The sequence below is a fragment of the Thalassovita litoralis genome (genome assembly GCF_900182725.1).
GTDB lineage: Bacteria > Pseudomonadota > Alphaproteobacteria > Rhodobacterales > Rhodobacteraceae > Thalassobius > Thalassobius litoralis.
Genome location: NZ_FXTO01000001.1, coordinates 366,479 through 392,939 on the forward strand (window position 1 = coordinate 366,479; position 26,461 = coordinate 392,939).

Genomic DNA, 26,461 nt, shown 5'->3' on the forward strand with positions numbered 1-26,461 from the left:
CCTTTCCTAAATCGTTCTGACGAAACCCGCTTATTCCGCAGGAACCGCCTTTTCTTCGATGCTCAGCGGATGCGCGATGTGGATCAGCATTTCTTTCGGGCAAACCTGCACGAAATTCGCTTTCTCGACGTCCCAATGTTGCAGGATATCCGCGGCCTTGCGGCTTCCGGTTTCGCGCGCGTGGCGTTCGATCAGGTCTTTCAACTGGGTTTCCCAATGTTCGACCGTCACGGGGCAAGTCACCAGCGTTTCCATGTTCATCATGTCAGCCGCCAACCCTTCGGGATCGTACAGATAGGCCATACCGCCCGTCATGCCCGCACCAAAGTTCGCACCGATAGACCCAAGGATCACAGCAATACCGCCGGTCATGTATTCACAACCGTTGGAACCGCAGCCCTCGATCACCACTTTCGCGCCCGAGTTACGCACAGCGAAACGTTCGCCCGCGCGACCAGCCGCAAACAGGTAGCCATCGGTCGCGCCGTACAGCACAGTGTTGCCGATGATGGTGTTTTCCGAGGCCGTCAGCGGGCTGGCCATCGGCGGGCGCACCACCACGGTGCCGCCCGACAGACCCTTGCCGACATAGTCGTTCGCGTCGCCCGAAACTTCGATCTTCAGGCCCGGCGCGGCAAAGGCACCCAGCGACTGCCCGGCGCTGCCGGTAAGTTTGACATGCAGGTGATCCGGTTGCAGCGCGTTGCGCATCCCGAAATTCTTCACGATATGCGAAGACGTCCGGGTACCAACCGTCCGGTGCGTGTTTTGCACGGCATAGGACAGTTGCATCTTCTCGCCGTCCTCTAGGAAGCGATGCGCATCCCGCACGATTTCCGCGTCCAGCGTATCCGGCACCACGTTCCGATCCTTGTAACGGTCGTAAACGATGTCTTTTGCGCCATCCACAGTCAGCAGCAGCGGGTTCAGGTCCAGATCGTCCAAATGCGCGTTACCACGGCTGACCTGGCTCAGCAGGTCGGCACGCCCGATCACGTCATCCAGCGACCGTGCGCCGATGCTTGCCAGAATTTCCCGCACTTCCTGCGCGTAGAAGGTGATCAGGTTCACCACCTTTTCCGCGCTGCCCGAGAACTTGTCACGCAGGCTTTGGTCCTGCGTACACACGCCCACGGGGCAGGTGTTAGACTGGCACTGACGCACCATGATACAGCCCATTGCGATCAGCGCGGCGGTGCCGATGCCGTATTCTTCGGCACCCATCATGGCAGCCATCACGATATCGCGACCCGTGCGCAAACCACCATCGGTCCGCAGGGTGACGCGATCACGCAGGTTGTTCATCGACAACACCTGATGCGCTTCGGTCAGGCCCATTTCCCACGGCAGACCCGCATATTTGATCGAGGTCGCAGGCGATGCCCCGGTGCCACCATTGTGACCCGAAATCAGGATAATGTCGGCCTTTGCCTTGGCCACACCGGCCGCGATAGTGCCAACACCGGACGATGCCACCAGCTTCACCGTGACCTTGGCGCGTGGGTTGATCTGTTTCAGGTCATAGATGAGCTGCGCCAGATCCTCGATCGAGTAAATATCGTGGTGCGGCGGCGGCGAAATCAGCGTCACGCCTTTGGTCGAATGGCGCAGTTTGGCAATCAGGTCCGTAACCTTCATGCCGGGCAACTGACCACCCTCGCCGGGCTTGGCGCCTTGGGCGACTTTGATTTCCAGCTCTTCGCAATGCAGCAGATATTCTGCGGTCACGCCGAAACGCCCCGAAGCCACCTGCTTGATCTTGGCGCTGGCGTTGTCGCCATTGGGTTCCGGCGTGAAATCATCGGGGCTTTCGCCACCTTCACCGGAATCCGATTTTGCGCCGATACGGTTCATCGCGATGGACAGCGTGCGGTGTGCCTCGGGCGACAATGCCCCCAGCGACATGCCCGGCGTCACGAACCGTTTGCGGATTGCGGTGATGCTTTCCACGTCCTCGATCGGGATCGCCTTGCCCAGCGGTTTGATGGCCAGCAAGTCACGCAAATGGATCGGCGGGTTCGATTGCATCTTCTTCGAGTACTGCTTCCACAGCTCGAACGACGCCCGGTTACACGCCTGCTGCATCAGGTGCATGGTCTGCGCTTCCCACGCGTGGGTTTCCCCGGATTTCCGCGCTTTGTAGAAGCCACCAATCGGCATCACATCTCGGCCACCCAGCCAACCCTGCTGGTGAACCTCTTCTACCTTTTTCTGGATACCGTGGACACCGATCCCGGAAATCCGGCTGGTCATGCCGGGGAAATATTCGGCGCACATTGCACGGGACAGGCCCACCGCCTCGAAGTTCAGACCGCCGCGATAGGACGAGATCACAGAGATCCCCATCTTCGCCATGATCTTCAACAAGCCCTGATCAATCGCTTCGCGGTAGCGCTTCACGTTTTCCGTCAGCGTCCCGTCCAGCAGACCACGGTCGATACGGTCAGACAGCGAATCTTCGGCCAGATAGGCGTTCACCACAGTGGCACCACAGCCGATCAGAACCGCGAAATAATGCGGGTCGATACATTCCGCCGACCGCACGTTCAGCGAACAGAAGGTGCGCAATCCCTTGCGAGTCAGATGCGAATGCACGGCACTGGTTGCCAGAATCATCGGCATTGCCACCTTGGCGTCGCCCTGATGCTCGTCCGTCAGCACGATATGCCCGGCCCCCGAACGCACAGCATCTTCGGCTTCGGCGCGGATACGCTCCAGCCCGATGCGCAGTGCCTCGTCATCGGCATTCGCCGGGAAGGTACAGTCGATCTCGACCAGTTCGGCGTTAAACTGGCGGGTCAGTTCGTCCCACATCGCGTTGCCCACGAACGGGCTGTCCAGAACCAAAATCTCGGTCTGGGCGCTGCTTTCATCCAGCACGTTCTTCAGGTTGCCGAACCGGGTCTTCAGGCTCATCACGCGATATTCGCGCAGACTGTCGATGGGCGGGTTCGTCACCTGGCTAAAGTTCTGCCGGAAGAAATGGCTGAGCGGGCGATATTTGGACGACAGAACCGCCGCCGGGGTATCATCTCCCATCGAGGCAATCGCCTCTTTCCCATCTTCGGCCATCGGAGCCAGAATCTGTTCCAGTTCTTCAATGGTATAGCCCGCCGCAATCTGCCGCTTACGCAGTTCTGCGCCGCTGAACATCGGCTTTTCGGTCAGACCTTCCAGCGCCTCGTCCAGATCATTGATCTTGCCGACCCATTCACCAAAGGGCTGGCTGGAAGCCATTTTATCTTTGATTTCAGTGTCGTGATACAGTTTGCCTTCGGCCATATCCACGGCCAGCAATTGCCCCGGCCCCAAGGCGCCTTTTTCTTTTACCGTGGCTTCGTTGGTGGGCACCATGCCCGCCTCGGACCCGGCAATCAGCAACCCTTCGCCAGTCACGACATACCGCATCGGGCGCAGGCCGTTCCGGTCCAGACCGGCACAGACCCAGCGGCCATCGGTCATGGCCAGCGCGGCGGGGCCGTCCCACGGTTCCATTACGCTGTTGCAATAGCTGTACATGTCGCGCCATGCCTCGGGCAGTTCTACCGCTTGCTTGGACCACGATTCAGGCACCAGCATGGTTTTCGCCATCGGCGCGTTACGGCCTGCGCGAACCAGCACCTCGAACACCGAATCCAGCGCCGCCGAATCCGACGAACCCGGCTGAATGATCGGCTTGATATCCTCGGCCAGATCGCCAAACGCGCTCGAAGCCATACGGATTTCGTGCGACTTCATCCAGTTGACGTTGCCCTTCAGCGTGTTGATTTCGCCGTTATGCGCCAACATGCGGAACGGTTGCGCCAGCCACCACTGCGGGAAGGTGTTGGTCGAATACCGCTGGTGATAGATCGCAAAGGCGCTTTCGAAGCGTTCGTCTTGCAGATCCGGGTAAAATTCCGAAACCTGCTCGGCCAGCATCATGCCCTTGTAGATGATCGAACGGCACGATAGCGACGCGATATACAACTGCCCCACACCAGCGGCGGCAGCGGCTTTTTCGATCCGGCGGCGGATCACATACAATTCGCGCTCGAACGCTTCTTCGTCGATATCCTTGGCGTTGGAAATCAGGATTTGTTCGATCTCGGGGCGAGTCGCGTTTGCTTTTTCACCCAGGCATCCGATTTCCACCGGAACGTGGCGCCAGCCATAAATGTAGTGGCCCATCCGCAGCACTTCGGTTTCCACGATGGTCCGGCAGGTTTCCTGCGCCCCAAAATTGGTACGCGGCAGGAACACCTGACCCACGGCCATCAGCCTGTCCTGATGCGGTTCGTGGCCCGTGCGCTTGATCTGGTCATAGAAGAAGGGAACCGGAATCTGCACATGGATGCCCGCACCGTCGCCGGTTTTTCCGTCGGCATCCACGGCACCGCGGTGCCAGATCGCTTTCAGCGCGGTGATCCCGCTTTCAACAACCTTGCGGCTGGGTTTGCCGTCCAGTGACACCACCAGACCCACCCCACACGAGGAATGCTCTTCCTCGTGTGAATACATGCCGTTTTCGGCCAGCCATTGACGCTTGGCTTCTTCGGCGGCTACCCAGTTTTCGTCGTAGACAGTCATTGTCTTCTCCTTACTCAAGACCTGCGCCGCGCCGGGGTCGCTGTCGAAAGATTCCTTCCCGGTCGGGGAACCCACAAATCGGGCGGTCATCTTTTCTGTGCTTCAGCGAAACTGGATCAGGCGATCCGGGCGGTCAGGTCAGCATCCTTGCCCTTGTCCGATCTGTATTGCGGCGCGGGCTGGGTTCATCAGTCAAAAGGGGTGATGGGGGCATTTGCCCCCGAAACTCCGGTTATTCGGCGGCGACGGCGCGGGCTTCGTTCAGATAGGTCAGAACCGCATCTGCACAGTCCCGCCCGTCCTTGATCGCCCAGACCACCAAGGACGCGCCGCGCACGATGTCACCCACCGCGAACACGCCATCCAAGCTGGTTTTGCCGGTCTTGAATTCGGCCTTTACGGTGCCCCAGCGGGTCACTTCCAGCCCGTCAACACCCCAAAGTTTCGGCAAATCTTCCGGCTCGAAGCCCAGCGCCTTGATCACCAGATCGGCGGCTTCGTTATAATCCGCACCTTCGATCACCTCGGGGCTTTGACGGCCCGACGCATCCGGCGCGCCCAACCGCATTTTTTGCACCTGAACCGCGTTCACCGGATCACCGGCAAACCCTTTGGGGGCGGCCAGCCATTCAAAGATCACGCCTTCTTCTTCGGCATTCTGCACTTCGCGCTGGCTGCCCGGCATATTCGCACGGTCACGGCGATACAGGCATTTCACCGATTCAGCGCCTTGGCGGATTGCAGTCCGCACGCAGTCCATCGCGGTATCACCGCCACCGATCACGACGACCTTCTTACCCTTGGCGTTCAGGCTGCCGTCTTCGTATTCCGGCACTTCGTCACCAAAGCTCAGCTTGTTGGAAACGGTCAGATAGTCGATGGCGCGCACGATCCCGTCCGCATCGGCCCCCGGCCCTTCCAAATCCCGCGTTTTGTAGACACCCGTAGCGATAACCACAGCGTCGTGCTTGCCGCGGATTGCGTCAAAAGACAAATCTTCGCCCACGTTGCAATTCATCACAAACTCGACGCCCGACTGTTCCAACTGGTCGATCCGGCGCATAACCACATCTTTTTCCAGTTTGAAACCGGGGATACCATAGGTCAGCAATCCGCCTGCGCGGTCATAACGATCATAAACCGTCACCTGCAAACCGGCCCGGCGCAGCATATCCGCCGCGGCCAAACCGCCAGGACCGGCACCGATCACACCAACCGACTGATCACGCTCTGCCATCACGGAAATCGGTTTGACCCAACCATTTTCCCAAGCGGTATCAGTGATGTATTTTTCGACCGAGCCAATCGTCACGGTGCCGTGGCCCGACTGTTCAATCACACAGTTGCCTTCGCACAGGCGATCCTGAGGACAGATCCGGCCACAGATTTCCGGGAAAGTATTGGTTGCCTGACTGATGGCATATGCTTCTTCCAGACGGCCCATCGCGGTCATGCGCAGCCAGTCGGGAATATTGTTATGCAGCGGGCAATGCGCCTGACAATAAGGCACACCGCACTGGCTGCACCGGCTGGCCTGTTCCTTGGCCTTTGCGTCAGCATATTCGGCGTAGATTTCGTTGAAATCCTTATTGCGCAGGTTCGCATCCCGCTTCGAGGGCATGTCGCGCTCGATATTCACGAATTTCAGCATCGGTTGCTTAGCCACGTCGCTGCCTTTCTGCTAGGTATAAACGGTTGGGGCTTCTTTAATTCAGGTCTGAAACAAATAAAAGTCAGAACAGTTGACCTTTATTGATAAATTCGCCTCTGAAATTTGAGCGTGGCACTGCAAATGCGCAAAATTTAGGTCCGAAACGGATTTAAATCCGATCTTTCCTTTTATTCTCAATCATTTATACCTACACATAAAATTCCAACGGACGACAGACTATGACCCTCCTGCATCTGTTTATTATCGCCGTTATTCAGGGCATTACCGAGTTTCTTCCCATTTCTTCCTCGGGACACCTGATTCTCTTGCCGAATCTTACAGGCATGGCGGATCAAGGTCAGGTGATTGACGTCGCCGTTCACATTGGAACCTTGGCCGCTGTGGTTCTGTATTTCTGGTCAGACGTCCGCGAAGGACTGGCCGGAACCCCGCGCATGCTGACCGGAAAGATTGATACCCCCGGATCAAAGCTGGCCTTCCTGCTGATGATGGCAACGATCCCGGTAATTGTGGTGGGGCTGATCCTGAAGCTGACGGGGCTGGACGACGCAATGCGTGGCATCACCGTCATTGGCTGGACCATGCTGCTTTTTGGGTTGCTGCTATACTGGGTCGACCAACGCGGCCCGGTAGATCGGACTGAAAAGGACTGGTCATTATCCCACGCACTGATCATGGGGCTATGGCAAGCGGTGGCGCTGATTCCCGGCACCTCACGTTCCGGCATCACCATCACCGCCGCGCGGCAATTGGGCTATACCCGCCATGACGCGGCAAAGCTGTCCATGCTGATGTCCATCCCGACGATTTTCGCCAGCGGTGTATTGCTATCCGCGCAGGTGATCCGTGACGCAGACGTTACCGCCGCCAAGGATGGTGCAATCGCAGCGGGCTTCGCGTTTCTGTCCGCCCTACTGGCGCTGAGCCTGATGATGCGGCTTCTGCGTTCGGTCAGCTTTACCCCGTATGTGATTTATCGCGTCATTCTGGGCGTCATTCTGCTGGCAATCGCCTATACGTAAAAGGGCGAGCCAAAGGCCCGCCCCCTAAATTCAATCTGTATCGGCGGATTAACTGACGCGCAGGTTTTTCGCCGATTCCTTGATCGCCGCGTACTGACCCGACGGGCGGAAACGCCACAGGTAATCCGGCAAAACAACTTCGGGCGCGACGGGTTTGATCCCCAGATCCGCGAACCCCTTGGCCCCTTCGGACACCACATTATCCGACTTCAGCAGCTTCACCTGATCGCGGGTCAGCATACTTTTGAACAGGCCGCCGGTCAGCTTCTGGCCCAGATCAAAGAAAAACGCCATGAAGGACGCTGCGAAATACGGCAGGTTTACAATCGCCTTACGGCGACGGATCACGGTCAGCATATCCTGCATCAGTTCGCGGAAGGTCCGGGTTTCCGGCCCACCCAATTCATAGATGCCTGCAGGAACTTTGCCTTCGACAGCCATGACAGCCGCCTGCGCCACATCATCCACATAAACCGGCTGGAATTTCACATCAGCGCCAACGACCGGCAGAACCGGCCCCATCATCCCGGCGAAGCGGTTAAAGAAATCGTCCTCGGGACCAAAGATCACCGAAGGGCGCAGGATCACAGCACCGGGCATGGCGGCAAGCACGGCTTCTTCGCCCTGCGCTTTGGTGCGGGCGTAATCGCTTGCGCTGTCCTTATCCGCACCGATGGCCGAGATATGGACCATCGAACCGATTCCCTGCTCTGCCGCGATACGCGCGATACGGCCAGCGCCTTCGGCCTGCACGGCATCAAAGGTATTCTTACCCTGCTGGTTCATCAGACCAACGCAGTTCACAACAGCATCCGCCCCCTGCATCACCGAACGCACGCTGGCGTCATCGCGGATATTACACAGGACGGGTTCAACCTGACCCGGAACACCATAGGGTTTGACGTGCATGGCTGCGTTCGGGTGACGTACCGCGACACGAACCCGCCAGCCGTCCTTGGCCAACCGCCGCGCGATGTAACGGCCAACAAAGCCTGCCCCGCCGTAGATGGTCACGAGTTTCGACATGAGATGACTCCGGCTTGAAAAATCTATCCCGTTCCTACTGCTACAAGGGGTTTTCCACAAGAAGATATGCCGTCGCAGAAAAAAGTTGAAAAACGTCGTTGACACCACCCGATAGCATCTGTAAATCGCCCCTCACGACACCTGCCCAGGTGGCGGAATTGGTAGACGCGCTAGCTTCAGGTGCTAGTTTCCGTATGGAAGTGGAGGTTCGAGTCCTCTCCTGGGCACCATTCCCTCCGCAAGGGGAATGACATGACTAACTTCTTATATAAGAACGATATTCCGGCAGATTTGGACCTTGGTCCAATCGTCGCAATTGACTGTGAAACGATGGGGTTGAATCCCCATCGGGATCGTTTGTGCGTGATCCAGATGTCTGGTGGCGACGGCAATGCACATATCCTGCAAATTGCCCAAGGCCAGACCGAAGCCCCCAATCTGTGCGCGATGCTGGAAAACCCCGAAGTGCTGAAATTGTTTCATTTCGGGCGATTCGACGTTGCTGCAATGTACAATGCCTTTGGCGCTCTGGCCGCACCGGTTTATTGCACCAAAATCGCCTCCAAGCTGGTGCGGACCTATACGGACCGGCACGGGCTGAAAAACCTGCTTCAGGAATTGCTGAACACCGACATTTCCAAACAACAACAAAGCAGCGACTGGGGCGCGCCGGAACTTACCAAGGCGCAATTGGATTATGCTGCCTCGGACGTGCTGTACCTACATCGGCTGAAATCTGAACTTGATCGGATGCTGAATCGCGAAGGTCGCGCAGACCTCGCACAAGCGTGTTTTGATTTTTTGCCCACCCGCGCCAAATTGGATCTGGCTGGCTGGCCGGAAATTGACATCTTCGCCCACTAAAGCAACGCCCGACTGCAAGGATCGTCATGGCTTGGCGCGAAACCCTTTATTCCCGGATCATAAGCTGGCTGAAAGTTATCTTTCCGCTGGCTGCGTTGGCGATTCTATCCACACTGTTCCTGTTGTCGCGCGGACGGGATTCGACCAATGCCATTCCGTATTCGCGCGTCGACCTGCAAGAGCGGATGAAAGAAGGCATGGTAAACAAGCCGCATTTTTCAGGCGCCACTTCGGGCGGGGATCTGATCACGTTTACCGCCGAAACGGCCAAGCCCGACCCGCAGGATGACAGCAAGGCGCTGGCAGAAAAGCTGTCGGCACAGATTGATCTGACCAGCGGGACGAAAATCACCTTTGCCTCTGATACCGCTTTACTGGATACCAAGCAGGAAACCGCACGATTGACGGGGGGCGTGGTTGTGGTCAGTTCCACCGGGTATGACGTGCGGACAGATTCAATAACCACCTCGATGCGTGAAGTCGCGGCTGAAACCGATGGCCCCGTATCTGGTACCGGCCCCGCGGGGACTATCGACGCGGGAAAGATGGTCCTAAGTACCGATCCAGAAACGAAAGACGCCCATTTGCTTTTCACAAATCGGGTGAAGCTGATATACCATCCGCAAAATTAGGGATTTTTCTGTGTCTAAGCTGCGTATCTTTCTGATTTCCTTGGCCTTGGGTGTTGCAGCGCACGCCCTGCCCGTTTCAGCGGCTAATCTGGCTTTTGGCAATTCACGTGACACCTCGAACCTGCCGGTTCAGGTCGAGGCGGATCAACTGGACGTGAATCAGAAAGACGGGACCGCCACTTTTTCAGGGAACGTGCAGATCGCACAGGGCGAAATGCTGCTGTCCGCCCCGACCGTTTTGGTCGTCTATGCCGAAGACAGCAAAAAAATCGTGCGGCTGACAGCATCCGGCGGGGTGACGGTGGTCAATGGACCCGACGCTGCCGAAGCCCAGAATGCAGATTACGATATTGATGCCGGAACCGTCCTATTGACCGGCAATGTGTTGGTGACACAGGGCAAAAATGTGATGTCCGGTGATCGCGTGGTCCTGAACCTGGATGCCGGAACCGCGCAAGTGGGTGGCCGCGTGCGTACCACGCTGGAGACACAAGAGTAATGGCCCCGCCCGAATTGAACGTGACCGAGGGAACCTCGGGGCTGCATGTCGACCACCTGCGTAAAAGCTATAAAAAACGCGTCGTGATCCGCGATTTCAGCATGGAACTGAACCGGGGCGAGGTTGTTGCGCTGCTGGGGCCGAACGGCTGTGGGAAATCCACCACTTTCTATATGATTGCCGGGCTTGTGTACCCCGAAGGCGGACAGGTCACTGTGGACGGACGCAACATCACCAACCTGCCCATGTATCGCCGCGCCAAGATGGGAATTGGGTATCTGCCACAGGAAATGTCGATTTTCCGGGGGCTGAACGTCGAAGACAACATCAGTGCCATTCTGGATATTTCCGAAAAAGACCGTCACAAGCGCCGCGAACGTCTGGAAGAGCTGCTCAGCGAGTTTTCCATCGAACACCTGCGTCGCGCACCCGCCCTTGCCTTGTCCGGCGGGGAACGGCGGCGGGTGGAAATTGCCCGCTGTCTGGCTGCTAATCCAAAATATCTGCTGCTGGACGAACCTTTTGCCGGGGTTGATCCGATCAGCGTGGGCGACATTCGCCATCTTGTTGCCGATTTGAAAAAGCGGGGCATCGGCGTGTTGATCACCGATCACAATGTCCGCGAAACGCTGGAGATCGTCGACCGCGCCTATATCCTGCATGACGGCAAAGTTCTGATGTCAGGCACACCCGCCGATGTGGTGGAAAACGAAAATGTCCGCCGCGTCTATCTGGGTGATAACTTCCGCATCTCCTAAGGGGTGTACGCGCCCCCCGGCAAATACCGCACAAATATTTTCCAAAGGTCGATTGACAGACACCCCAAGACTCGCCTCAAATAGGGGTATGACAGTCTTGGATCTTGCACCGCTTCTGCTTCTGGTCTTCTTGCCTAGGCCGGGTTGTGATCTGGCCCAAGCCTGTCGAATTTCAGCATTCGGGCATAAATAAACCGGGCGTAAACCGCGCACTGGATAAATCCCGATTTGTCACGCAAAGGAGACAAGATGCGCTACCAAATCAGTGGAAAGCAGATTGATATCGGTGAGGCACTGCAAACCCACGTGAAGGAAGAACTGGGCGCCGCCGTCCAGAAATACGCAGAGCGACCAACCGACGCCAATATCGTTTTTTCCAAATCGGCCAACGAATTCGTCTGCGAAGCGACTGTGCATCTTTCCACGGGCCTGACCGCGCAAGCAAAAGCCCACGCCCACGAAATCTATGCCGCATTTGATAATTGCTGCGAGAAAATGGAAAAACAGTTGCGCCGCTACAAGCGCCGCCTGAAGGACCATCACCGCGACCGTTCAGAGCCTGTTGAACTTCTTGGGGCTGCATCATATATCCTCGCCTCTGAAGAAGCGGATTCGGAACCGGAAAGCCTCCAGCCGATCATCGTTGCAGAGATGGAAACCAAGATCCCGTCCCTGTCTGTCGGTGAAGCCGTGATGCAAATGGAATTGGCAGGCGCCCCGGTTCTTGTCTTCCGCAATGAGACAAAAAAGGGGTTGAATGTCGTGTATCGCCGTGAAGACGGCAATGTCGGCTGGATCGACCCGCAGCAATGAGGTGACCGGGGGCTTGCCCCCGATTTATCGGAGCAAAGAACCCAAATATGAACCTGTCTAACATCCTCAAGCCCGAGGCCGTGAAAGTTGTTTCTTCGGCCTCTAGCAAGAAGCGTCTTTTACAGGATCTTGGGGACCTTGCCTTTGCTGCTTATGGCCTCAGCGCCCCGGCCACGGTCGAGGCGCTGATGGAACGCGAAAGCCTTGGCCCGACTGGTGTGGGCCAGGGGGTTGCCCTGCCCCATGCCCGTATGTCTGGACTGGAAAGCGTTGTTGGTGCGTTCCTGTTGCTGGAAAAACCAGTGGATTTCGATTCCGTTGATCGACAGCCGGTCGATATCGTGTTTTCCCTGTTCGCGCCCGAAGACGCCGGCGTGGAACATCTGAAAGCACTGGCATTGGTGTCACGGACGCTTCGTGAATCCGCGCTTTGTGCGAAGCTTCGGGCCAATGCCGACCCGGCGACGCTGTATACCATCCTGACCGAAAATCACACGGTTCAGGCCGCCTGATCACCCCAAGCGCCAAACCCGAACTGCATGTAATCGCGCTGATAGATTTGCGCGGCCTTCGCTTCAATGTCGGCGTCGTAAATCTGTTCCAACCCAACGGGTAGATCAGCCACTATGGCGGTTGGAACAGGGGCTTCGGCATATCCAACATTTGCGGCAATCAGCGGCAGCATATGGGTTAACTCATCCTCGCGGATTACGAAATCAGGTTGCGCCACCGGGGCAAACCCCTTCAGCACCTCTGATTGGCTGGCCCAATTCGGATCAATGCGAATGCTGGTCTGTCCCAGAATATTGATCTGCACAAAATCCAAAAACGCCATGAATGCCGCCCGATGTGCCGCGGCATCATAGCCTTCGGGCAGACCAGATTTTGGCAGCGGCAAATCATACACCTGACACAGCGTTTTCCGTATCCGTGAAAAAGCCCCCGGCCCATCCGCCAAAATGCGCCGACAAAAGGTAGAATGCGCCCGCTCTAATGGATGGCGCAGCACCGTAAAGCTGCGGAATCCGGTATTGGCTGCACGCCATTGACGCAGGGTTTTCTGTGAAAACCCTGACTGCAACGCATCCGTTTCCACACCATCCAGCGCGGCCATCCATGCGGTCACATCCTCGTCAGGGCCACCGGGAATGGGCATATACAGCAGCCGCGCCTTAGCTGCCGCCACATATCCCGGCACGCCGCCGCCCCGACGTGGTTCAAAATTCGGGGTTCGGGTCAGGTTAAACCGATCCAGACCAGACAGGGCCTTCCCCATATCCTCGAAATTTTCCACCTTCGCAGACAGCGGTTCCGGGTTTTGTTTTTTTAGCTTGCCGTCCAATTCTGTTAACGGGGCAGCCACCCCCAGCCAGCGCCCCAAGCCGTTGATCACATCAAGATTCTGTAAATCTTCGTAATCAATATAAAACGCAGTTTGCCCCGACACTTGCAGCGCATTCAGAAGCCGCACCTGAAATTCCTGCAAGGCGGCCAGATGGACCTCGAATTCCTGATCGGAAAACTGCGCGGTCCCCCCCTTGCGGCGCTTCATGTTGGTCAGCTTCCACTGCCCCGTCGATTGCGCGATTTTCCAACTGACATAGCTTTCCGCCGGATTGCGGGTCAGCACGATCTTGGCGCAACGAGGATCGTCCAGCATCGCCTGTAGCACGCGTGGATCATGGTCATGGAAATAGCGAAACCCACCCAACCCATCCGTTTTATCCCGGATCGTCGCCAACAACCGCAATGGATCTTGTTCGCGTTCGCCCTGCGTCACATCCAGAATGGTATCCTTGTTCGGATACCCGATAAAATGCGGATTAAACGCTTCCCCGTGACAGGTGACGCCCTCAAAGGCGTTCAAATTCGCTTCCAGGAAATTCGATCCGGTGCGCATCTCGGCGAACACAACGAAATAATCAAAATTGCTCATGATGCCTCAACGCACAAGATAGGGTTTTCGTTTCTTTGGCTTGGGTTCTTCCGGGTCTTGCCCAACCGGAAAGTCGCCCATCAAATAAGGGTGCATCCCCTGATTTTTCAGATTTTGCAAAAATTGCCCAAACCCCTGCAAATCCGCCATCCTCGGCGCTTCGGTCAACCGCGTCATTCGGTGAGAGCCAATTTCATCAATGATGGTTTGCAGCGGCTCCATCGGGGCTTCGATGAATTCCGCCATCGTCCAAATTCGTATCCGCGCCTTCGTATAAGGGGATCGCAGAATATCCAGAAATTCCGCCTCGATCTTCTGAAGGGCGGCCGCCTCTTTACGCAGCGCCTTGAAATTCCGGTTCATCTTGAACAAGGGCACGGCCCACGCTCCGCTGATCACGGAAATCTGGGCGTTCGGATCTTTGGCCATAAACCACGCCGGGGTCTGATTATCCCCCGGCCCGAATTGGAAACATTGCCGTTCGCCGCGCGTGTTCCAAATCAAATTCCGCATAAACCCATGCGTATCGTAATCCCGAATTTTCGCACTGCCGGACAATGCTCCGTTCATCACGGTTTGACCGTCCGCATATTCCGCCCGCTCGGGCGCAAACAAATGGCCGTGTACCCGGCTATCGGTCGCTTTGGCTAACCACGGCTCGAAATCTTCGAACAGATCGGAAAACCCTTGAAAAACTGAATATTTTCCCGAAGTCACACCATTTTCCCAACCTTCGCGAGGCATCCGGCTTTGCATGGTCAAACCGGGACGTCCACGGGTCCGGCGATCTACGGCCTCGGCGAAAATGCGGTCAATCTTACCGGGTTGCGGTTCCGCCATTTTCCCACGGCCATCACCATCCGTCAGAAAAGCTTCGTATAATCGGTCGGCATGGGGCCAGATTTTACGGGCAACAAAACAATCGGAACGCCGTAGAAGCTGCAAATGATCGTCATAGAAAATATGCGGCTTGCCCTGAAAATCGAACTTCGACAGCGTCAAGGAGCGGCTTTCGATATGCGTTGAATACAGCCGCACCAATGTCTGAAAATAGCTTTCGTCGGGAATCCAGACCTTTTCAAAATAGGCGTCGTATTCCTCGCGTTCGGGGTCTTCCAGTATCGCTGACAGCGTTTGCCGCGTCAGGCACCACCACTGGCTTCCCATATGCGGTGTGATCCCTTTGGGGATGCGTCGTTTCATCCGCAATTTGCGCTGCACTGTCACATAGGCATCAAACAACACCCGATGCCGTTTCCATGAAAACGGAAACCGCAGCGTAAACCGTTCATGATCCAGCCCACCCACGGTCCACGGCACATCAGCCGTGGTTGCGCTTTCGATGAAATCTATGCGCGGGCGGGCATCCAGATAGCTGACCAGTTCCTTGACCGGGCGCAGCGGCAGACACGACCCCGAAGACAGATAGACATGCCGAACCTCGGGAAAATACCCCAGCATCATTTCCGCAGCAGATTGCGAAGCCGCCACAATCCCCCATGTTCCCCATTCACAGGCATGGCGCGGGGAAAACCTTACATCCGGCAAATCGGACAAGGACTTCACAAAGGCATTATAGGTATGTCGTTTTACCTTGCTATCGACATGGATCACCACCGGGCAGCCCCCGGCAGCCCAGTTCCGCGCCACCTGTTCGGCCCGCCCCAGCGCCGTATGCACCAACATGACAATCCCGACAGTACTCATGCCCAGTTGCCTTTCGACATCAGGCCCAAGATCTCTAGCTGCCGCCAGTTGATGTATTTTTCAGACCAGCGGCACCACAAATCAGGGTTTTCCTGTAGTTGCGCGGCATAGGCCTTGTATTCCACGCTTGCCGAATAATGCTGTTTCCGGCTCAGCTCCTCGGCTGCCTTGACGGTAAAGGTATCCAGAAACTTGGTGTGCAGCAGCACACCGCTGGCCTTTTCCCCGCCCCATTCATCATAGACCTGATTTAAACCGCGCGGCAGCAGCATATGGGTTGAACTAACATAGGCGAATTTCCGATCCCATTTCACCAGCGGGATCTTGTTCAGCGCCGGGGCTTTTTCTGGTGTATCGGGGAAAAATACGCGTGTGCGCGGCCCGCCCTGAATCCACAGGTTTCCAAAATAAGGGTTCTTTTTGAACGTATAGTTCCCGGAATCAAACCAGCCTGCAATGTCCAGCGGGTTCTGCCCTTCCTGATAGGGCTGCGCGTCTATCCGGCCCTTCGGGTACATATCCAACAACATTGCGCTGAATGACTTGATCGAGGACGCATCCAACCAATCCGTCAACGCCCGCAATGGACGGGTATCGCAAAACGGATAGACCAGAAATTCATCGGGATCGACAACCAGCGTCCAATGCCCATTTGCATATTTGAACTGCAACCAGTTCAGCCAATCCACGCCAAACCGGGACCGTTTATAACTGGCCTTACTGCGCCACACGGAAACGTCGTGCTGATCTGCCAGATAATCGGCTGACCCGTCTGTGCTGTCGTTATCCACGATCAGGAAGTGGTTCACACCCAGATCGCGATAGTATTTCAGAAAATACGGAAGGCGGATTTTTTCGTTCCGCTGGGTCGAAAATAACAAAATATCGCCTGGCTTGATCATATGGGCGCGATTGGCCACGACCTTCAGTTCCCGCCGCTTGCGAAAGGCACGGATCAGCAACCGCTTTCGTTTCAACCGCCGCTGATATGTTTCCTTCCAGCTCAATCGCTACTCCTGCCCTACTGGTATCATTCACCGAGCCTCGCAGCTATCACACCCGTCTTAACACCGTATTGAAATGCTGCTGCCAGCCCGGTGGTGTGAATGCTACCTGCCTATTTGCGTTATTGGGAGGCATAAACCCCCTGACCTTATTTATCCAAAGATACCGATCCTCGATTCCTGCGTAAACGGGAATATCGCCCAGAATCTCGTGATAGACAGGTAGATCAGCACAAATCACCGGAACACCCAGCGCCGCAGCCTCGATCGGGGGCAAACCGTAACCTTCGGTGATCGACGGGAACAACATGCCACTTGCTGTTTGCAACAGCCCTGCGATCTGCCCATCGCTAAACCCTGCGCATTCAAACACCAGACGCCCCACCATAGGGTGACTGTCCAGCCACCTAAAAACCGCTTCATTTTCCCACCCCCGTGCCCCGCAGATCACCAACTGCGGACAATCCGGCGATTGGGACATCTCTTCCCAGATATCCAGTAAAAGCGCATGATTTTTGCGCGGCTCAATGGTGCCAACCGTTACGAAATACGGACGATCCCAAAGAAACCCAGCGGGCATATCCGGAGTTTCAGGGGCGGACAGGTCCGCCCCCAATGGCGCAATCATGCAGGTCGGCACTGCCCCACGGGCCGCCATATGCCGCGTCACATCCCGCCGGGTCTGGCCCGAATTACAAATCACCAGATCGGCCAACACCTGCACCCGTTTCAGCATCGCCCGAAAGGCGGGAAGCGTTTCAGGACGCTGAAATTGCGGGTAATCTAACGGGATCGTGTCGTGGATCATCACAGCAATCCGCGCACCCAACACGTGTTTGATCGTCGAAAGCACCCGGTCGGTCAGGTTTGAATGCCCAACATTCAGATAGGACACCCCATCAGGCAGGTGCTGCCGCAACATCCGGCCCAACCGTTGCGGCAAACACCGCGCCAAGGCCAACCGGCGCAAATCGGATTCCGCCTGCTTCTGTATGGTGGAAAGCTGCCGCATCACACGGGACAAACGATCAGCCCGGCCCCATGCGGCGCGTCCCTCGATACGGGCCAAGAACGCCGCCATCCCCGTATGATCCAACAAGACATAACCCAAGCGCGTCCGCGCCAAGCCGAACAATGGCACGGGGTCGTCCAGCAAGGCCCGCAAATATGCCAGCTCCACCCGGTCCACGCCGGTCGGAACCCGCCCGGCCCGGCGTGTCAGGCGCGTAACATCCAATATCCGCGCCTTTGGCTGAATTTCGGCGGCAATCGCATCGGTCAACTGGACTTACTCTCCCCGCCTTCACCTGATTGTTTGATGAATGGGTCGAAAAACCGCATCCGCGCGACCCGTTCCTGTTCTTGCATGGCACGTCTGGAACGGGTTGCCCACCGAAGCAACGGGGCAGAGCGGATACTCCTCCCGTAGAGGCCGCCGCGCTGATACCAAACCCCATCTGGCGTGAAGGCAACTGTGTGGAATACCGCCGTTTTTGAAAAAACATACAGCGAAACGGTATCGCCCTGAGCTGCATGGTCCCGCGCTTTTGCCACCAAAGCCGACCGTTTCAATGGCCCACCGTACAGCACAACCGAACGCCCGCTTGCCAAGGTCGGGAACGATCTGAACGCATCCCCCCGGCGGGCAATCGGGGCTTGGGGATTTGGCGTGACTGCCCCACCGTCTTGCAATCCGGCCTGAAGCGTCCGAAACGCCCGCCGCGCCTCGGACGGTTCCAAAAACCCGTCCCGCATCTGCGCCATCACCCGGCGGCGCTGCTCTTCGATCAGGTGGCATTTCGCCAATGAATGAGCACCCCGCGGCAAATGCTTACGCCAGAAATACGCACTGCTGCGCCCAATATCGTGCAGGTTCAGCACCGCCCGATCCGCGCGACGGCGGGAACTGGGCGCATAGGTGTGATGCACCACAGCCAGCGGCACAATCGCGGTTGCATATCCTTCGGCGGCCAACCGCAGGTTCAAATCAGTTTCATCCATGTAAAACTGAAAAGTTTCATCAAACCCGCCCAGTTTTTTCAAAACCCAGCGCCGCACCGCCATATTGGTGCCTTCGGTTTTAACCGCCCGCCCCTGCCGTTGGGTCAGGACGGTGGTGCGATCCTGATCCACCTGCAATGGCTGCGCAATTCCATCCGGCCCCACGCTACGGGCTGTCCATTGCCACGAAATCCCATTGCGCCCGATCACAAAGCCCCCGGCCGCCGCGACCTGCGGATCATGAAACGCAGCCTCCAGATGACCCAGCCATGCAGGTTCCGGTACGGCGTCATCGTCGATAAATGCCACGATGTCCCCACCCGCCACGGAAATCCCAACATTGCGCGCCTCAGAAATATTGGCGCAATCAAACGGAACCAGCCGCAAATGCGGGGCAAAGGGCAATCGTTCGGCAGCGGCAATCCCTTCGGGGTCCGCCACGACGATCACTTCGTAATTCCGATGATGTAGCCGCGCCAATCCGATCAGGCACAATCGCAAACTGTCTGGCCTGCCCCGGCTGACCACAACCACGCTGACGGGCAGTTGCTTCATGATCTTCCCCAACAAATTGCTGGAATATTCAGCCTCATGCCATCGTCCAAAGCAGGTTTTATTGATTATTCAGATGCTTCCTTTTATGATCACCCGCTAACGGAACAGCAAGAATTCCGTGCATAGTTTCCCCATTGAGCGGCAGATTGGTAAGGTCATGTTCCAACAGCGCAGGCGTACATCTCATGTCGGATCGGCACTGACGATTGCCGAGTTGATCTATCATTCCGTAGCGCGGAAAATCCGCAAAACGCACGGCAATGCTTTCATGTCGCTGTTCATGAACATGTTGCAGGTCATCATTTTCGTGATGGCCTTCTATGTCATGTTTTCCGTGCTGGGCCTGCGTAAAACCGCAATCCGTGGGGATTTCCTGCTGTATCTGATGTCAGGCGTGTTCCTATATATGACGCAGATTAAAACCATCGGTGCAGTTGTAGGATCCGAAGGGCCGACATCGCCGATGATGCTGCACGCCCCCATGAATACAGTGATCGCAATTGCCTCGGCGGCGCTTAGTGCGTTGTATATTCAGGTTCTTTCCTTGGCTGTGATCTTGTTTGTTTACTATGTGGGCTTCCAGCATTTCACCATTGAACAACCAGTAAATGCCTTTGGGATGGTACTTCTGGCGTGGTTTTCCGGGCTTGGAATCGGGATGGTTTTGCTGGCGGCGAAACCGTGGTTTCCAACGCCGGTTCGCATTATTACGATGGTGTATCAGCGCGCGAATATGATCGCATCCGGCAAGATGTTCGTGGCGAATTCCTTACCCACTTTCATGTTGAATATGTTTAGCTGGAACCCACTGTTCCACTGCATCGACCAATCCCGCGGCTACGTCTTTATCAACTATGTGCCGCGCTATACGTCCACTATGTACCCGTTTTATTTCGGGCTTGTGTTCCTGATGATTGGCCTGATGGGTGAATTCTATACCCGCAAACATTCTTCTGTAAGCTGGAGCGCACGGCGCTGATTCGCACAGCCGCAGCGGATCAGTCCCGGATTGTGCATCAAAGTTTCCAAATCACGGATACCGTCCGGGGATAAAATCAGCCATCAGTCAACAACCCGGCAGGTCAGATTAATCCTCCCGCCCTTGGGCAGCAGGCTGGACGATCCAAAACGGATACGATCCACCCCGTGATAGGTCAGCCGGGCAGCGCCGCCCATCACCACCACATCCCCCGACTGCAACCAGATGCTTTCTGTTGTGCCGCCGCGCGTGGCATTCCCCATCCGAAACAGCCCATCATCGCCCAGTGACACAGACAGAACCGGCCATGTAAAATCCGCCTCGTCCCGGTCCTGATGCATCCCCATTCTGGCGCCTTCCCCATAAAAATTGATCAGGCAGCAATCCGGGCCACGTTCCTGACTGACCAATTGCCGCCACAGGCTCAGAACCGTGGATGGGATGGGGGGCCATGCACCGCCCGCCGGGTGGTGCGTTTCATAACGATAGCCCCGGCGATCCGCATACCAGCCGTATTTCCCGGCCGAGGTCATGCGCACCGTCATGGGTTTTCCATAAGGTGTCAAAGGTGAAAACAATGGCGCTGCGCGGATCACCTGCCGCAAGCCATCAACCAGCGCGGTCTGCGCATCCGGAGCCAACAATCCGCGCAGAATTTTGAAACCCCTAACCGATATTTCCTGCATAATCGCCCCTCTTTCCCGCAAATTCAGCCGTTTCGCAGCAATTTAAATCGGAATCCTGATATACGTCGCGTTGCGGTGCTTGCAGGGTTTAAAACCCCTCCTTATATACGCCGGGAAGCGCGGTGAACCCAAGCCGGAACGCCGCTAACAGATCGGGACGGGATGCCAAAACGGGTCTAAGTCTCGTGTCATCGCCTTGAATAAGAAGGGATCGAAAACATGGGTAAAGTCATTGGTATTGACCTTGGTACCACCAACAGCTGCGTCGCCATCATGGACGGTTCGCAGCCCAAGGTAATCGAAAACTCGGAAGGGGCGCGCACGACCCCTTCGATCGTGGCGTTCACAGATGACGAACGTCTGGTCGGTCAGGCCGCGAAACGTCAGGCCGTGACCAACGCCACCAACACCGTGTTCGGTGTAAAACGTCTGATTGGCCGCCGCGCAGATGATGAATATCTGGCCAAAGACAAGAAAAACATGCCGTTCAACGTGATCGCTGGCGGCAACGGCGACGCATGGGTCGAAGCCCGTGGCGAAAAATACAGCCCGTCGCAAATCTCGGCCTTTATTCTGGGCAAGATGAAAGAAACCGCTGAATCCTATCTGGGCGAAGAAGTGACCCAGGCGGTGATTACGGTTCCTGCCTATTTCAACGACGCCCAGCGTCAGGCCACCAAAGACGCCGGTAAAATCGCCGGTCTGGAAGTGCTGCGGATCATCAACGAACCGACCGCTGCGGCGCTGGCCTATGGCTTGGACAAAGAAGACACCCACACCATCGCGGTTTATGACCTTGGTGGCGGTACGTTCGACGTGACCATTCTGGAAATCGACGACGGCCTGTTCGAAGTGAAATCGACCAACGGCGACACCTTCTTGGGTGGTGAAGATTTCGACATGCGCATCGTCAACTATCTGGCGGATGAGTTCAAAAAAGAACACGGCGTCGATCTGACCAAAGACAAAATGGCCCTTCAGCGTCTGAAAGAAGCTGCTGAAAAAGCCAAGATCGAACTGTCGTCCAGCCAGCAGACCGAAATCAACCAGCCGTTCATCGCGATGGACCCGAAATCGGGTGCGCCGCTGCACATGGTTCTGAAACTGACCCGTGCGAAGCTGGAATCGCTGGTGGGCGACCTGATCAAAGCATCGCTGAAGCCCTGTCAGGCAGCTCTGAAAGACGCTGGTCTGACCACTGGCGACATTGACGAGGTTGTTCTGGTCGGCGGTATGACCCGGATGCCCAAAGTGATCGCGGAAGTCACCAAATTCTTCGGGAAAGAGCCGCACAAAGGTGTGAACCCGGACGAAGTGGTTGCGATGGGTGCCGCCATTCAGGCCGGTGTTCTGCAAGGCGACGTGAAAGACGTGGTTCTGCTGGACGTAACGCCGCTGTCGCTGGGTATTGAAACGCTGGGTGGCGTGTTCACCCGCCTGATCGACCGCAACACCACGATCCCGACCAAGAAATCGCAGGTCTTCTCGACCGCCGAGGACAACCAGTCGGCCGTGACCATCCGTGTGTTCCAAGGCGAACGTGAAATGGCAGCCGATAACAAGCTGCTGGGCCAGTTCAATCTGGAAAACATCCCGCCAGCCCCGCGCGGTATGCCCCAGATCGAAGTGACCTTTGACATTGACGCCAACGGCATCGTGTCTGTCGGCGCCAAGGACAAAGGCACCGGCAAGGAACAGCAGATCACCATTCAGGCCTCGGGCGGGTTGTCGGATGATGACATCGAAAAGATGGTCAAAGACGCCGAAGACAATGCCGAAGCCGATAAGGCGCGCCGCGAACTGATCGAATCGAAGAACCAAGCCGAAAGCCTGATCCATTCGACCGAGAAGTCGATGGAAGAACATGGTGATAAGGTTGACCCGACCACCATCGAAGCCATCGAACTGGCCATTGCCGCACTGAAGGACGATCTGGAAAAAGACGGTGTAACCGCCGACAAGATCAAGTCGGGTATCCAGAACGTCACCGAAGCCGCAATGAAGCTGGGCGAAGCGATCTATAAGGCCAGCCAGGACGGCGACGACGAACCCGTAGCGGCAGACGAAGCCGGACGTGGCGATGACGACATCGTGGACGCCGATTTCGAGGACCTCGGCGAAGACAAGCGCAACTAAGCGCCCGTCGGAACCAGATAGGGGCCGGTCCTGACCGGACCGGCCCTTTTTTTCGTTCCTGAAAGGGGAATACCCAATGTCAAAACGTGATTATTACGATGTGCTTGGCACATCAAAGGGTGCCTCTGCCGACGAGATCAAGAAGGCCTATCGCAAGAAGGCCAAGGAACTGCACCCAGACCGGAACGCCGACAACCCCGATGCCGAATCCCAGTTCAAGGAAGTCAACGAAGCCTATGACTGCCTGAAAGATCCCGACAAGAAGGCCGCTTATGACCGCTACGGTCACGCAGCATTCGAAGGGGGCATGGGCGGCGGTCATCCCGGCGGTGGCTTCCGCGGCGGCCAAGGCGATTTTTCCAGCGCGTTTTCGGATGTGTTCGACGACCTGTTCGGCGACTTCATGGGCGGGCGCGGCGGCGGTGGCCGCCAACGGGCCACCCGTGGGGCAGACCTGCGGTATAATCTGCGCGTCACGCTGGAAGAGGCATTTTCTGGCATCCAGAAAACCATCAACGTGCCAAGTTCCGTCGCCTGTACGGCCTGTGACGGGTCTGGCGCAGAAGGCGGCGGCGAACCAACAACATGCCCGACCTGTTCAGGCATGGGCAAGGTACGCGCGCAGCAGGGTTTCTTTACGGTGGAACGCACCTGTCCGACCTGTTCGGGCATGGGCCAGATCATCAAGAACCCCTGCAAGGCCTGCGGTGGTCATGGTCGCGTGCAGAAGGATCGTGCGCTTAGCGTGAACATCCCGGCAGGCGTGGAAACCGGCACCCGCATTCGCCTGTCCGGCGAGGGCGAAGCTGGGCTGCGCGGCGGTCCGTCCGGCGATCTGTACATCTTTATCGAAGTGGCCCGGCACGAGCTGTTCGAGCGCGAAGAAACCAACCTGTTCTGCCGCGTCCCGGTCAGCATGACCACCGCAGCGCTTGGGGGGGATATCGAAGTTCCCACCATCGACGGTGGCCGGTCGCGCGTGAAAATCCCATCCGGCAGCCAATCGGGCCGTCAGATGCGCCTGCGCGGCAAAGGGATGCCCGCCCTGCGTGGTGGTGGCAGCGGCGATATGTTCATCGAATTGGCGGTGGAAACACCCGTAAACCTGAGTTCAAAGCAGAAGGAATTGCTGCGCGAATTCGAGAAGCTGAGCGATGACAACAACCCGGAAAGTTCCACCTTTTTCCGCAAGGTCAAAGGGTTCTGGGACAGCATGAAAAGCTGACGCCAGACGCGCGTTAACCATTTCTAAAGCGAATCGGCGGAGCCTTGGCACATGTCACGGCTCCGCTCTTCATTTCAGGAAATGCCCACACTGTTTTCCATTGATCCCGCCCCGGACGAGGTGGCGGCGACAGATGGGCAGCAACCGTCCTATATCCGCGACCACCGGAAACGGTTGCGGGATCGGTTCATGGCGGGCGGGGCGCAGGCACTGCCGGATTACGAACTACTGGAATTGGTGTTATTCCGCGCCATTCCGCGTCGCGATGTCAAACCGCTGGCCCGCGCCCTGCTGGACAGGTTCGGGGATTTCAACGGCGTAATTTCCGCCCCCGCCGCCCGCCTGTCCGAAGTCGCGGGAATTGGCGACGCGGTGATCTGCGAATTGAAAGTGGTCGAAGCCGCAGCTCACCGTCTGGCCCGCGCCCGTGTGCTGCGGCGACACGTCATTTCCAGTTGGGATTCGCTGCTGGATTATTGCCACACGTCGATGGCACATCGGGAAACCGAACAATTCCGCATTCTGTTTCTGGATCGCAAAAACACGCTGATCGCGGACGAAGAACAGGCCCAGGGCACGGTGGATCACGTTCCCGTCTACCCGCGCGAGGTGATCAAACGGGCGCTTGAACTGAACGCATCGGCGCTGATTCTGGTGCATAACCATCCGTCAGGCGACCCCACGCCATCCGAGTCAGACATTTCCATGACAGAACAAATCCATCTGGCGTGCCAGACGATGAATATCACCCTGCACGATCACCTGATTATCGGTCGATCCCGCGAAATTAGTTTTCGGTCGCAGGGGCTACTCTGAATGCTGCACCCATACTTCGACCCGGCGATTCACCTGCCGCCCCCACGCGCTGTCATCGCAGGCCATCGGCATCGCTTCGCCAAAAGCATCGACATCCAGTTTCAGCCGTTCAAAGTTTGCAGTCTCAGCTGCGGCAATCACCGCCTCGCGGACGGCTTCGGCCCGCCGCTGCGCAATCGCCAGATTAGCCTTGGCCGGGCCTTCGCCATCGCTGAACCCCACGAAAACCAACCGATGCGTATCATATTGCCCTGCCTCCAGCGACAGGGCCAGTTGTTCGACATTGGATCGCGATTGCGCATCCAACCGCGCCGACCCAACCTCGAACCGGAAGGTGGTCGTCAGGCGCTTCATTGGCATCAACACGGACGCCATGCGCTGCAAATCGTCCAGCGTCACCTCTTCGCCCGCTTGCGCAATCGCATTGGCAAAACGATTGCCCTGCACATCAATTGGCACCAGTTCCGGCGCCTGATCGGTATACCCCGCACGACGGATCACCAACTGCGCCTGCGTCCCACGCGTGAAGGTCAGGAAATCCCGCGCCAGCTTCGGCAATCGCCGTGCGGGCAGATACAGGAAAATAGGGGCGGTCAGCGGGTAATCTTCGGTTTTCACCGTCTTGCGTTCTGCGGACAGAATAAAACCGCAATTTCCGCTCAGCGGCACCGCGCGCGCATCGCCAGTTTCCGATTCGTTGGACAGGCCAATGCCAAACGGATCGCCCTGCACCGCCGTCGCCAGATCGCGGTTATTGCGATAGGTTTTCGCCCCCGGCACCAGATTGGCCCCCACTGGCGCCAGCAACCGATCCACCGCCGCCTGCCCCAAGCCCGATTTTCCATCACGCAAATGCACAGTGATTGGCGCATCCGGCCCGCCAAGGTCGCTCCAATTGCGCAATTTTCCGGCAAAAATTCGGGACAATTGCGATGTCGTGATACTGCGCAACGGGTTGTCCTGCGCCACGATTGGCACAAACGCATCCAGCGCCAGAACTCGGCTGCGGCCCGAACCTTTCAGATCGCCCAAACCGGCCTCTTGCGCCAGTCGCGCTTCATTTTCACGGACTTCGCGCAGGGACATGACAATGTCAGCCTCGTTCGCCAAAAGATCGGCAAAGCCTTCGTCTGTATTGGTAGCGCGAACCGTGAACAGGCCCGTCACCTTACCGCTGCTACGCTGCGACAGTTCGAACCGTGTTTCGGTCATCGACAGTTCTTCGCGCCGCACCCGCAACCCCGCGCGTTGGGCAAAGGATTCGATCAGCGCGGGCAACAGAACAGCCCCGACCGAGGCTTCGCCGGAAATGGCCAGTTCTGCGACGAAATCTTCCAAATTGGGACACGCCGGACCTTCGCAGCGTACCCCAGAGCCATCCACCGTCAATTCGCCATAAATCGTATCGACGCGGTAAAATTCGCCGTCAAACCCCAACAGGGTGCCGTTGATTTCCACCTGATTGTCCGGCGAAATCAAAGTCACATCCTGCGCGTTAGCGCTGGAAATAAATCCCAAAAGAAAAAGTGCGGCGAAGATCACCGCACGGGCCGGTTTCATG

The 26,461-nt window shown here is 57.0% G+C and carries 21 protein-coding genes and 1 tRNA gene; 12 read left to right on the forward strand and 10 right to left on the reverse strand.

Translation table 11 applies throughout. The features are described 5' to 3' along the window. Positions 1 to 30: 30 nt before the first annotated feature. The gene (gene gltB / locus FN828_RS01795) at positions 31 to 4,569 is read right to left on the reverse strand and encodes a glutamate synthase large subunit (RefSeq protein WP_142491662.1); all 4,539 of its coding nucleotides are present in this window, start codon (positions 4,567 to 4,569) and stop codon (positions 31 to 33) included. Between the two features lie 232 nt (positions 4,570 to 4,801). Continuing rightward, the gene (locus FN828_RS01800; protein ID WP_142491663.1) at positions 4,802 to 6,235 is read right to left on the reverse strand and encodes an NAD(P)-dependent oxidoreductase; all 1,434 of its coding nucleotides are present in this window, start codon (positions 6,233 to 6,235) and stop codon (positions 4,802 to 4,804) included. A gap of 224 nt (positions 6,236 to 6,459) precedes the next feature. On the opposite strand from FN828_RS01800, the gene FN828_RS01805 reads away from it, so the two are divergent. Beyond that, positions 6,460 to 7,263, forward strand: a complete 804-nt coding sequence (locus FN828_RS01805; RefSeq protein WP_142491664.1) for an undecaprenyl-diphosphate phosphatase — start codon at positions 6,460 to 6,462, stop codon at positions 7,261 to 7,263. A 48-nt stretch (positions 7,264 to 7,311) separates the two neighbouring features. On the opposite strand, the gene FN828_RS01810 is transcribed toward FN828_RS01805, so the two are convergent. Beyond that, positions 7,312 to 8,289, reverse strand: a complete 978-nt coding sequence (locus FN828_RS01810; protein ID WP_142491665.1) for a complex I NDUFA9 subunit family protein — start codon at positions 8,287 to 8,289, stop codon at positions 7,312 to 7,314. Between the two features lie 143 nt (positions 8,290 to 8,432). Here FN828_RS01810 and FN828_RS01815 point away from each other — a divergent pair. From FN828_RS01815 to FN828_RS01845, 7 genes are all read left to right on the forward strand, one after another. Next, positions 8,433 to 8,519, forward strand: a tRNA-Leu gene (locus FN828_RS01815). 22 nt (positions 8,520 to 8,541) lie between these two features. Beyond that, a complete protein-coding gene (locus FN828_RS01820; protein ID WP_142491666.1) occupies positions 8,542 to 9,153 on the forward strand; it encodes a ribonuclease D in 612 nt (203 codons plus the stop codon). Positions 9,154 to 9,179: 26 nt separating this feature from the next. Beyond that, a complete protein-coding gene (lptC, locus tag FN828_RS01825) occupies positions 9,180 to 9,785 on the forward strand; it encodes an LPS export ABC transporter periplasmic protein LptC (RefSeq protein WP_142491667.1) in 606 nt (201 codons plus the stop codon). 10 nt (positions 9,786 to 9,795) lie between these two features. Further along, on the forward strand, positions 9,796 to 10,284 hold the full coding sequence (gene lptA, locus FN828_RS01830; RefSeq protein WP_142491668.1) for a lipopolysaccharide transport periplasmic protein LptA: 489 nt from the start codon (positions 9,796 to 9,798) through the stop codon (positions 10,282 to 10,284). Continuing rightward, positions 10,284 to 11,042: an LPS export ABC transporter ATP-binding protein gene (lptB, locus tag FN828_RS01835; protein ID WP_142491669.1), complete on the forward strand. Its 759-nt coding sequence runs from the start codon at positions 10,284 to 10,286 to the stop codon at positions 11,040 to 11,042. The genes lptA and lptB overlap by 1 nt, the downstream gene beginning before the upstream one ends. Before the next feature lie 249 nt (positions 11,043 to 11,291). Next, positions 11,292 to 11,855 carry a ribosome hibernation-promoting factor, HPF/YfiA family gene (gene hpf / locus FN828_RS01840; protein WP_142491670.1) on the forward strand — a complete coding sequence of 188 codons (564 nt, stop codon included), beginning with the start codon at positions 11,292 to 11,294 and terminating at the stop codon, positions 11,853 to 11,855. A 47-nt stretch (positions 11,856 to 11,902) separates the two neighbouring features. Beyond that, entirely contained in the window at positions 11,903 to 12,367 is a 465-nt protein-coding gene (locus tag FN828_RS01845) for a PTS sugar transporter subunit IIA (protein WP_142491671.1), read from the forward strand. On the opposite strand, the gene FN828_RS01850 is transcribed toward FN828_RS01845, so the two are convergent. From FN828_RS01850 to FN828_RS01870, 5 genes are read right to left on the reverse strand one after another with little or no spacing between them, the layout of a single operon-like run. Then, a complete protein-coding gene (locus tag FN828_RS01850) occupies positions 12,355 to 13,794 on the reverse strand; it encodes a nodulation protein NodH (protein ID WP_142491672.1) in 1,440 nt (479 codons plus the stop codon). The genes FN828_RS01845 and FN828_RS01850 overlap by 13 nt on opposite strands. 3 nt (positions 13,795 to 13,797) lie before the next feature. Next, positions 13,798 to 15,498, reverse strand: coding sequence for a DUF5927 domain-containing protein (locus FN828_RS01855; RefSeq protein WP_142491673.1), 1,701 nt, complete (start codon positions 15,496 to 15,498; stop codon positions 13,798 to 13,800). Next, positions 15,495 to 16,505, reverse strand: a complete 1,011-nt coding sequence (locus tag FN828_RS01860; protein WP_142491674.1) for a glycosyltransferase family 2 protein — start codon at positions 16,503 to 16,505, stop codon at positions 15,495 to 15,497. Before FN828_RS01860 ends, FN828_RS01855 begins: the two co-directional genes overlap by 4 nt. Positions 16,506 to 16,551: 46 nt before the next feature. Then, complete coding sequence (locus FN828_RS01865; protein WP_235891368.1) at positions 16,552 to 17,784, reverse strand: glycosyltransferase family 4 protein; 1,233 nt, start codon at positions 17,782 to 17,784, stop codon at positions 16,552 to 16,554. Further along, entirely contained in the window at positions 17,781 to 19,058 is a 1,278-nt protein-coding gene (locus FN828_RS01870) for a glycosyltransferase family 2 protein (RefSeq protein WP_142491675.1), read from the reverse strand. Before FN828_RS01870 ends, FN828_RS01865 begins: the two co-directional genes overlap by 4 nt. A gap of 157 nt (positions 19,059 to 19,215) precedes the next feature. On the opposite strand from FN828_RS01870, the gene FN828_RS01875 reads away from it, so the two are divergent. Further along, positions 19,216 to 20,037, forward strand: coding sequence for an ABC transporter permease (locus FN828_RS01875; protein WP_142491776.1), 822 nt, complete (start codon positions 19,216 to 19,218; stop codon positions 20,035 to 20,037). A gap of 83 nt (positions 20,038 to 20,120) precedes the next feature. On the opposite strand, the gene FN828_RS01880 is transcribed toward FN828_RS01875, so the two are convergent. After that, the gene (locus FN828_RS01880; RefSeq protein WP_142491676.1) at positions 20,121 to 20,723 is read right to left on the reverse strand and encodes an alpha-ketoglutarate-dependent dioxygenase AlkB family protein; all 603 of its coding nucleotides are present in this window, start codon (positions 20,721 to 20,723) and stop codon (positions 20,121 to 20,123) included. Positions 20,724 to 20,942: 219 nt separating this feature from the next. Between FN828_RS01880 and dnaK the strand changes: the two genes are divergently transcribed. From dnaK to radC, 3 genes are all read left to right on the forward strand, one after another. Then, a complete protein-coding gene (dnaK, locus tag FN828_RS01885) occupies positions 20,943 to 22,859 on the forward strand; it encodes a molecular chaperone DnaK (protein WP_142491677.1) in 1,917 nt (638 codons plus the stop codon). A 76-nt stretch (positions 22,860 to 22,935) separates the two neighbouring features. After that, on the forward strand, positions 22,936 to 24,084 hold the full coding sequence (dnaJ, locus tag FN828_RS01890; protein ID WP_142491678.1) for a molecular chaperone DnaJ: 1,149 nt from the start codon (positions 22,936 to 22,938) through the stop codon (positions 24,082 to 24,084). Positions 24,085 to 24,165: 81 nt separating this feature from the next. Beyond that, positions 24,166 to 24,900, forward strand: coding sequence for a RadC family protein (gene radC / locus FN828_RS01895; protein WP_235891377.1), 735 nt, complete (start codon positions 24,166 to 24,168; stop codon positions 24,898 to 24,900). Here radC and FN828_RS01900 read toward each other — a convergent pair. Next, positions 24,892 to 26,460 (reverse strand): substrate-binding domain-containing protein, encoded by a 1,569-nt coding sequence (locus FN828_RS01900; RefSeq protein WP_142491680.1) that lies wholly within the window; start codon positions 26,458 to 26,460, stop codon positions 24,892 to 24,894. The genes radC and FN828_RS01900 overlap by 9 nt on opposite strands. Between the last annotated feature and the right edge of the window lies 1 nt (position 26,461).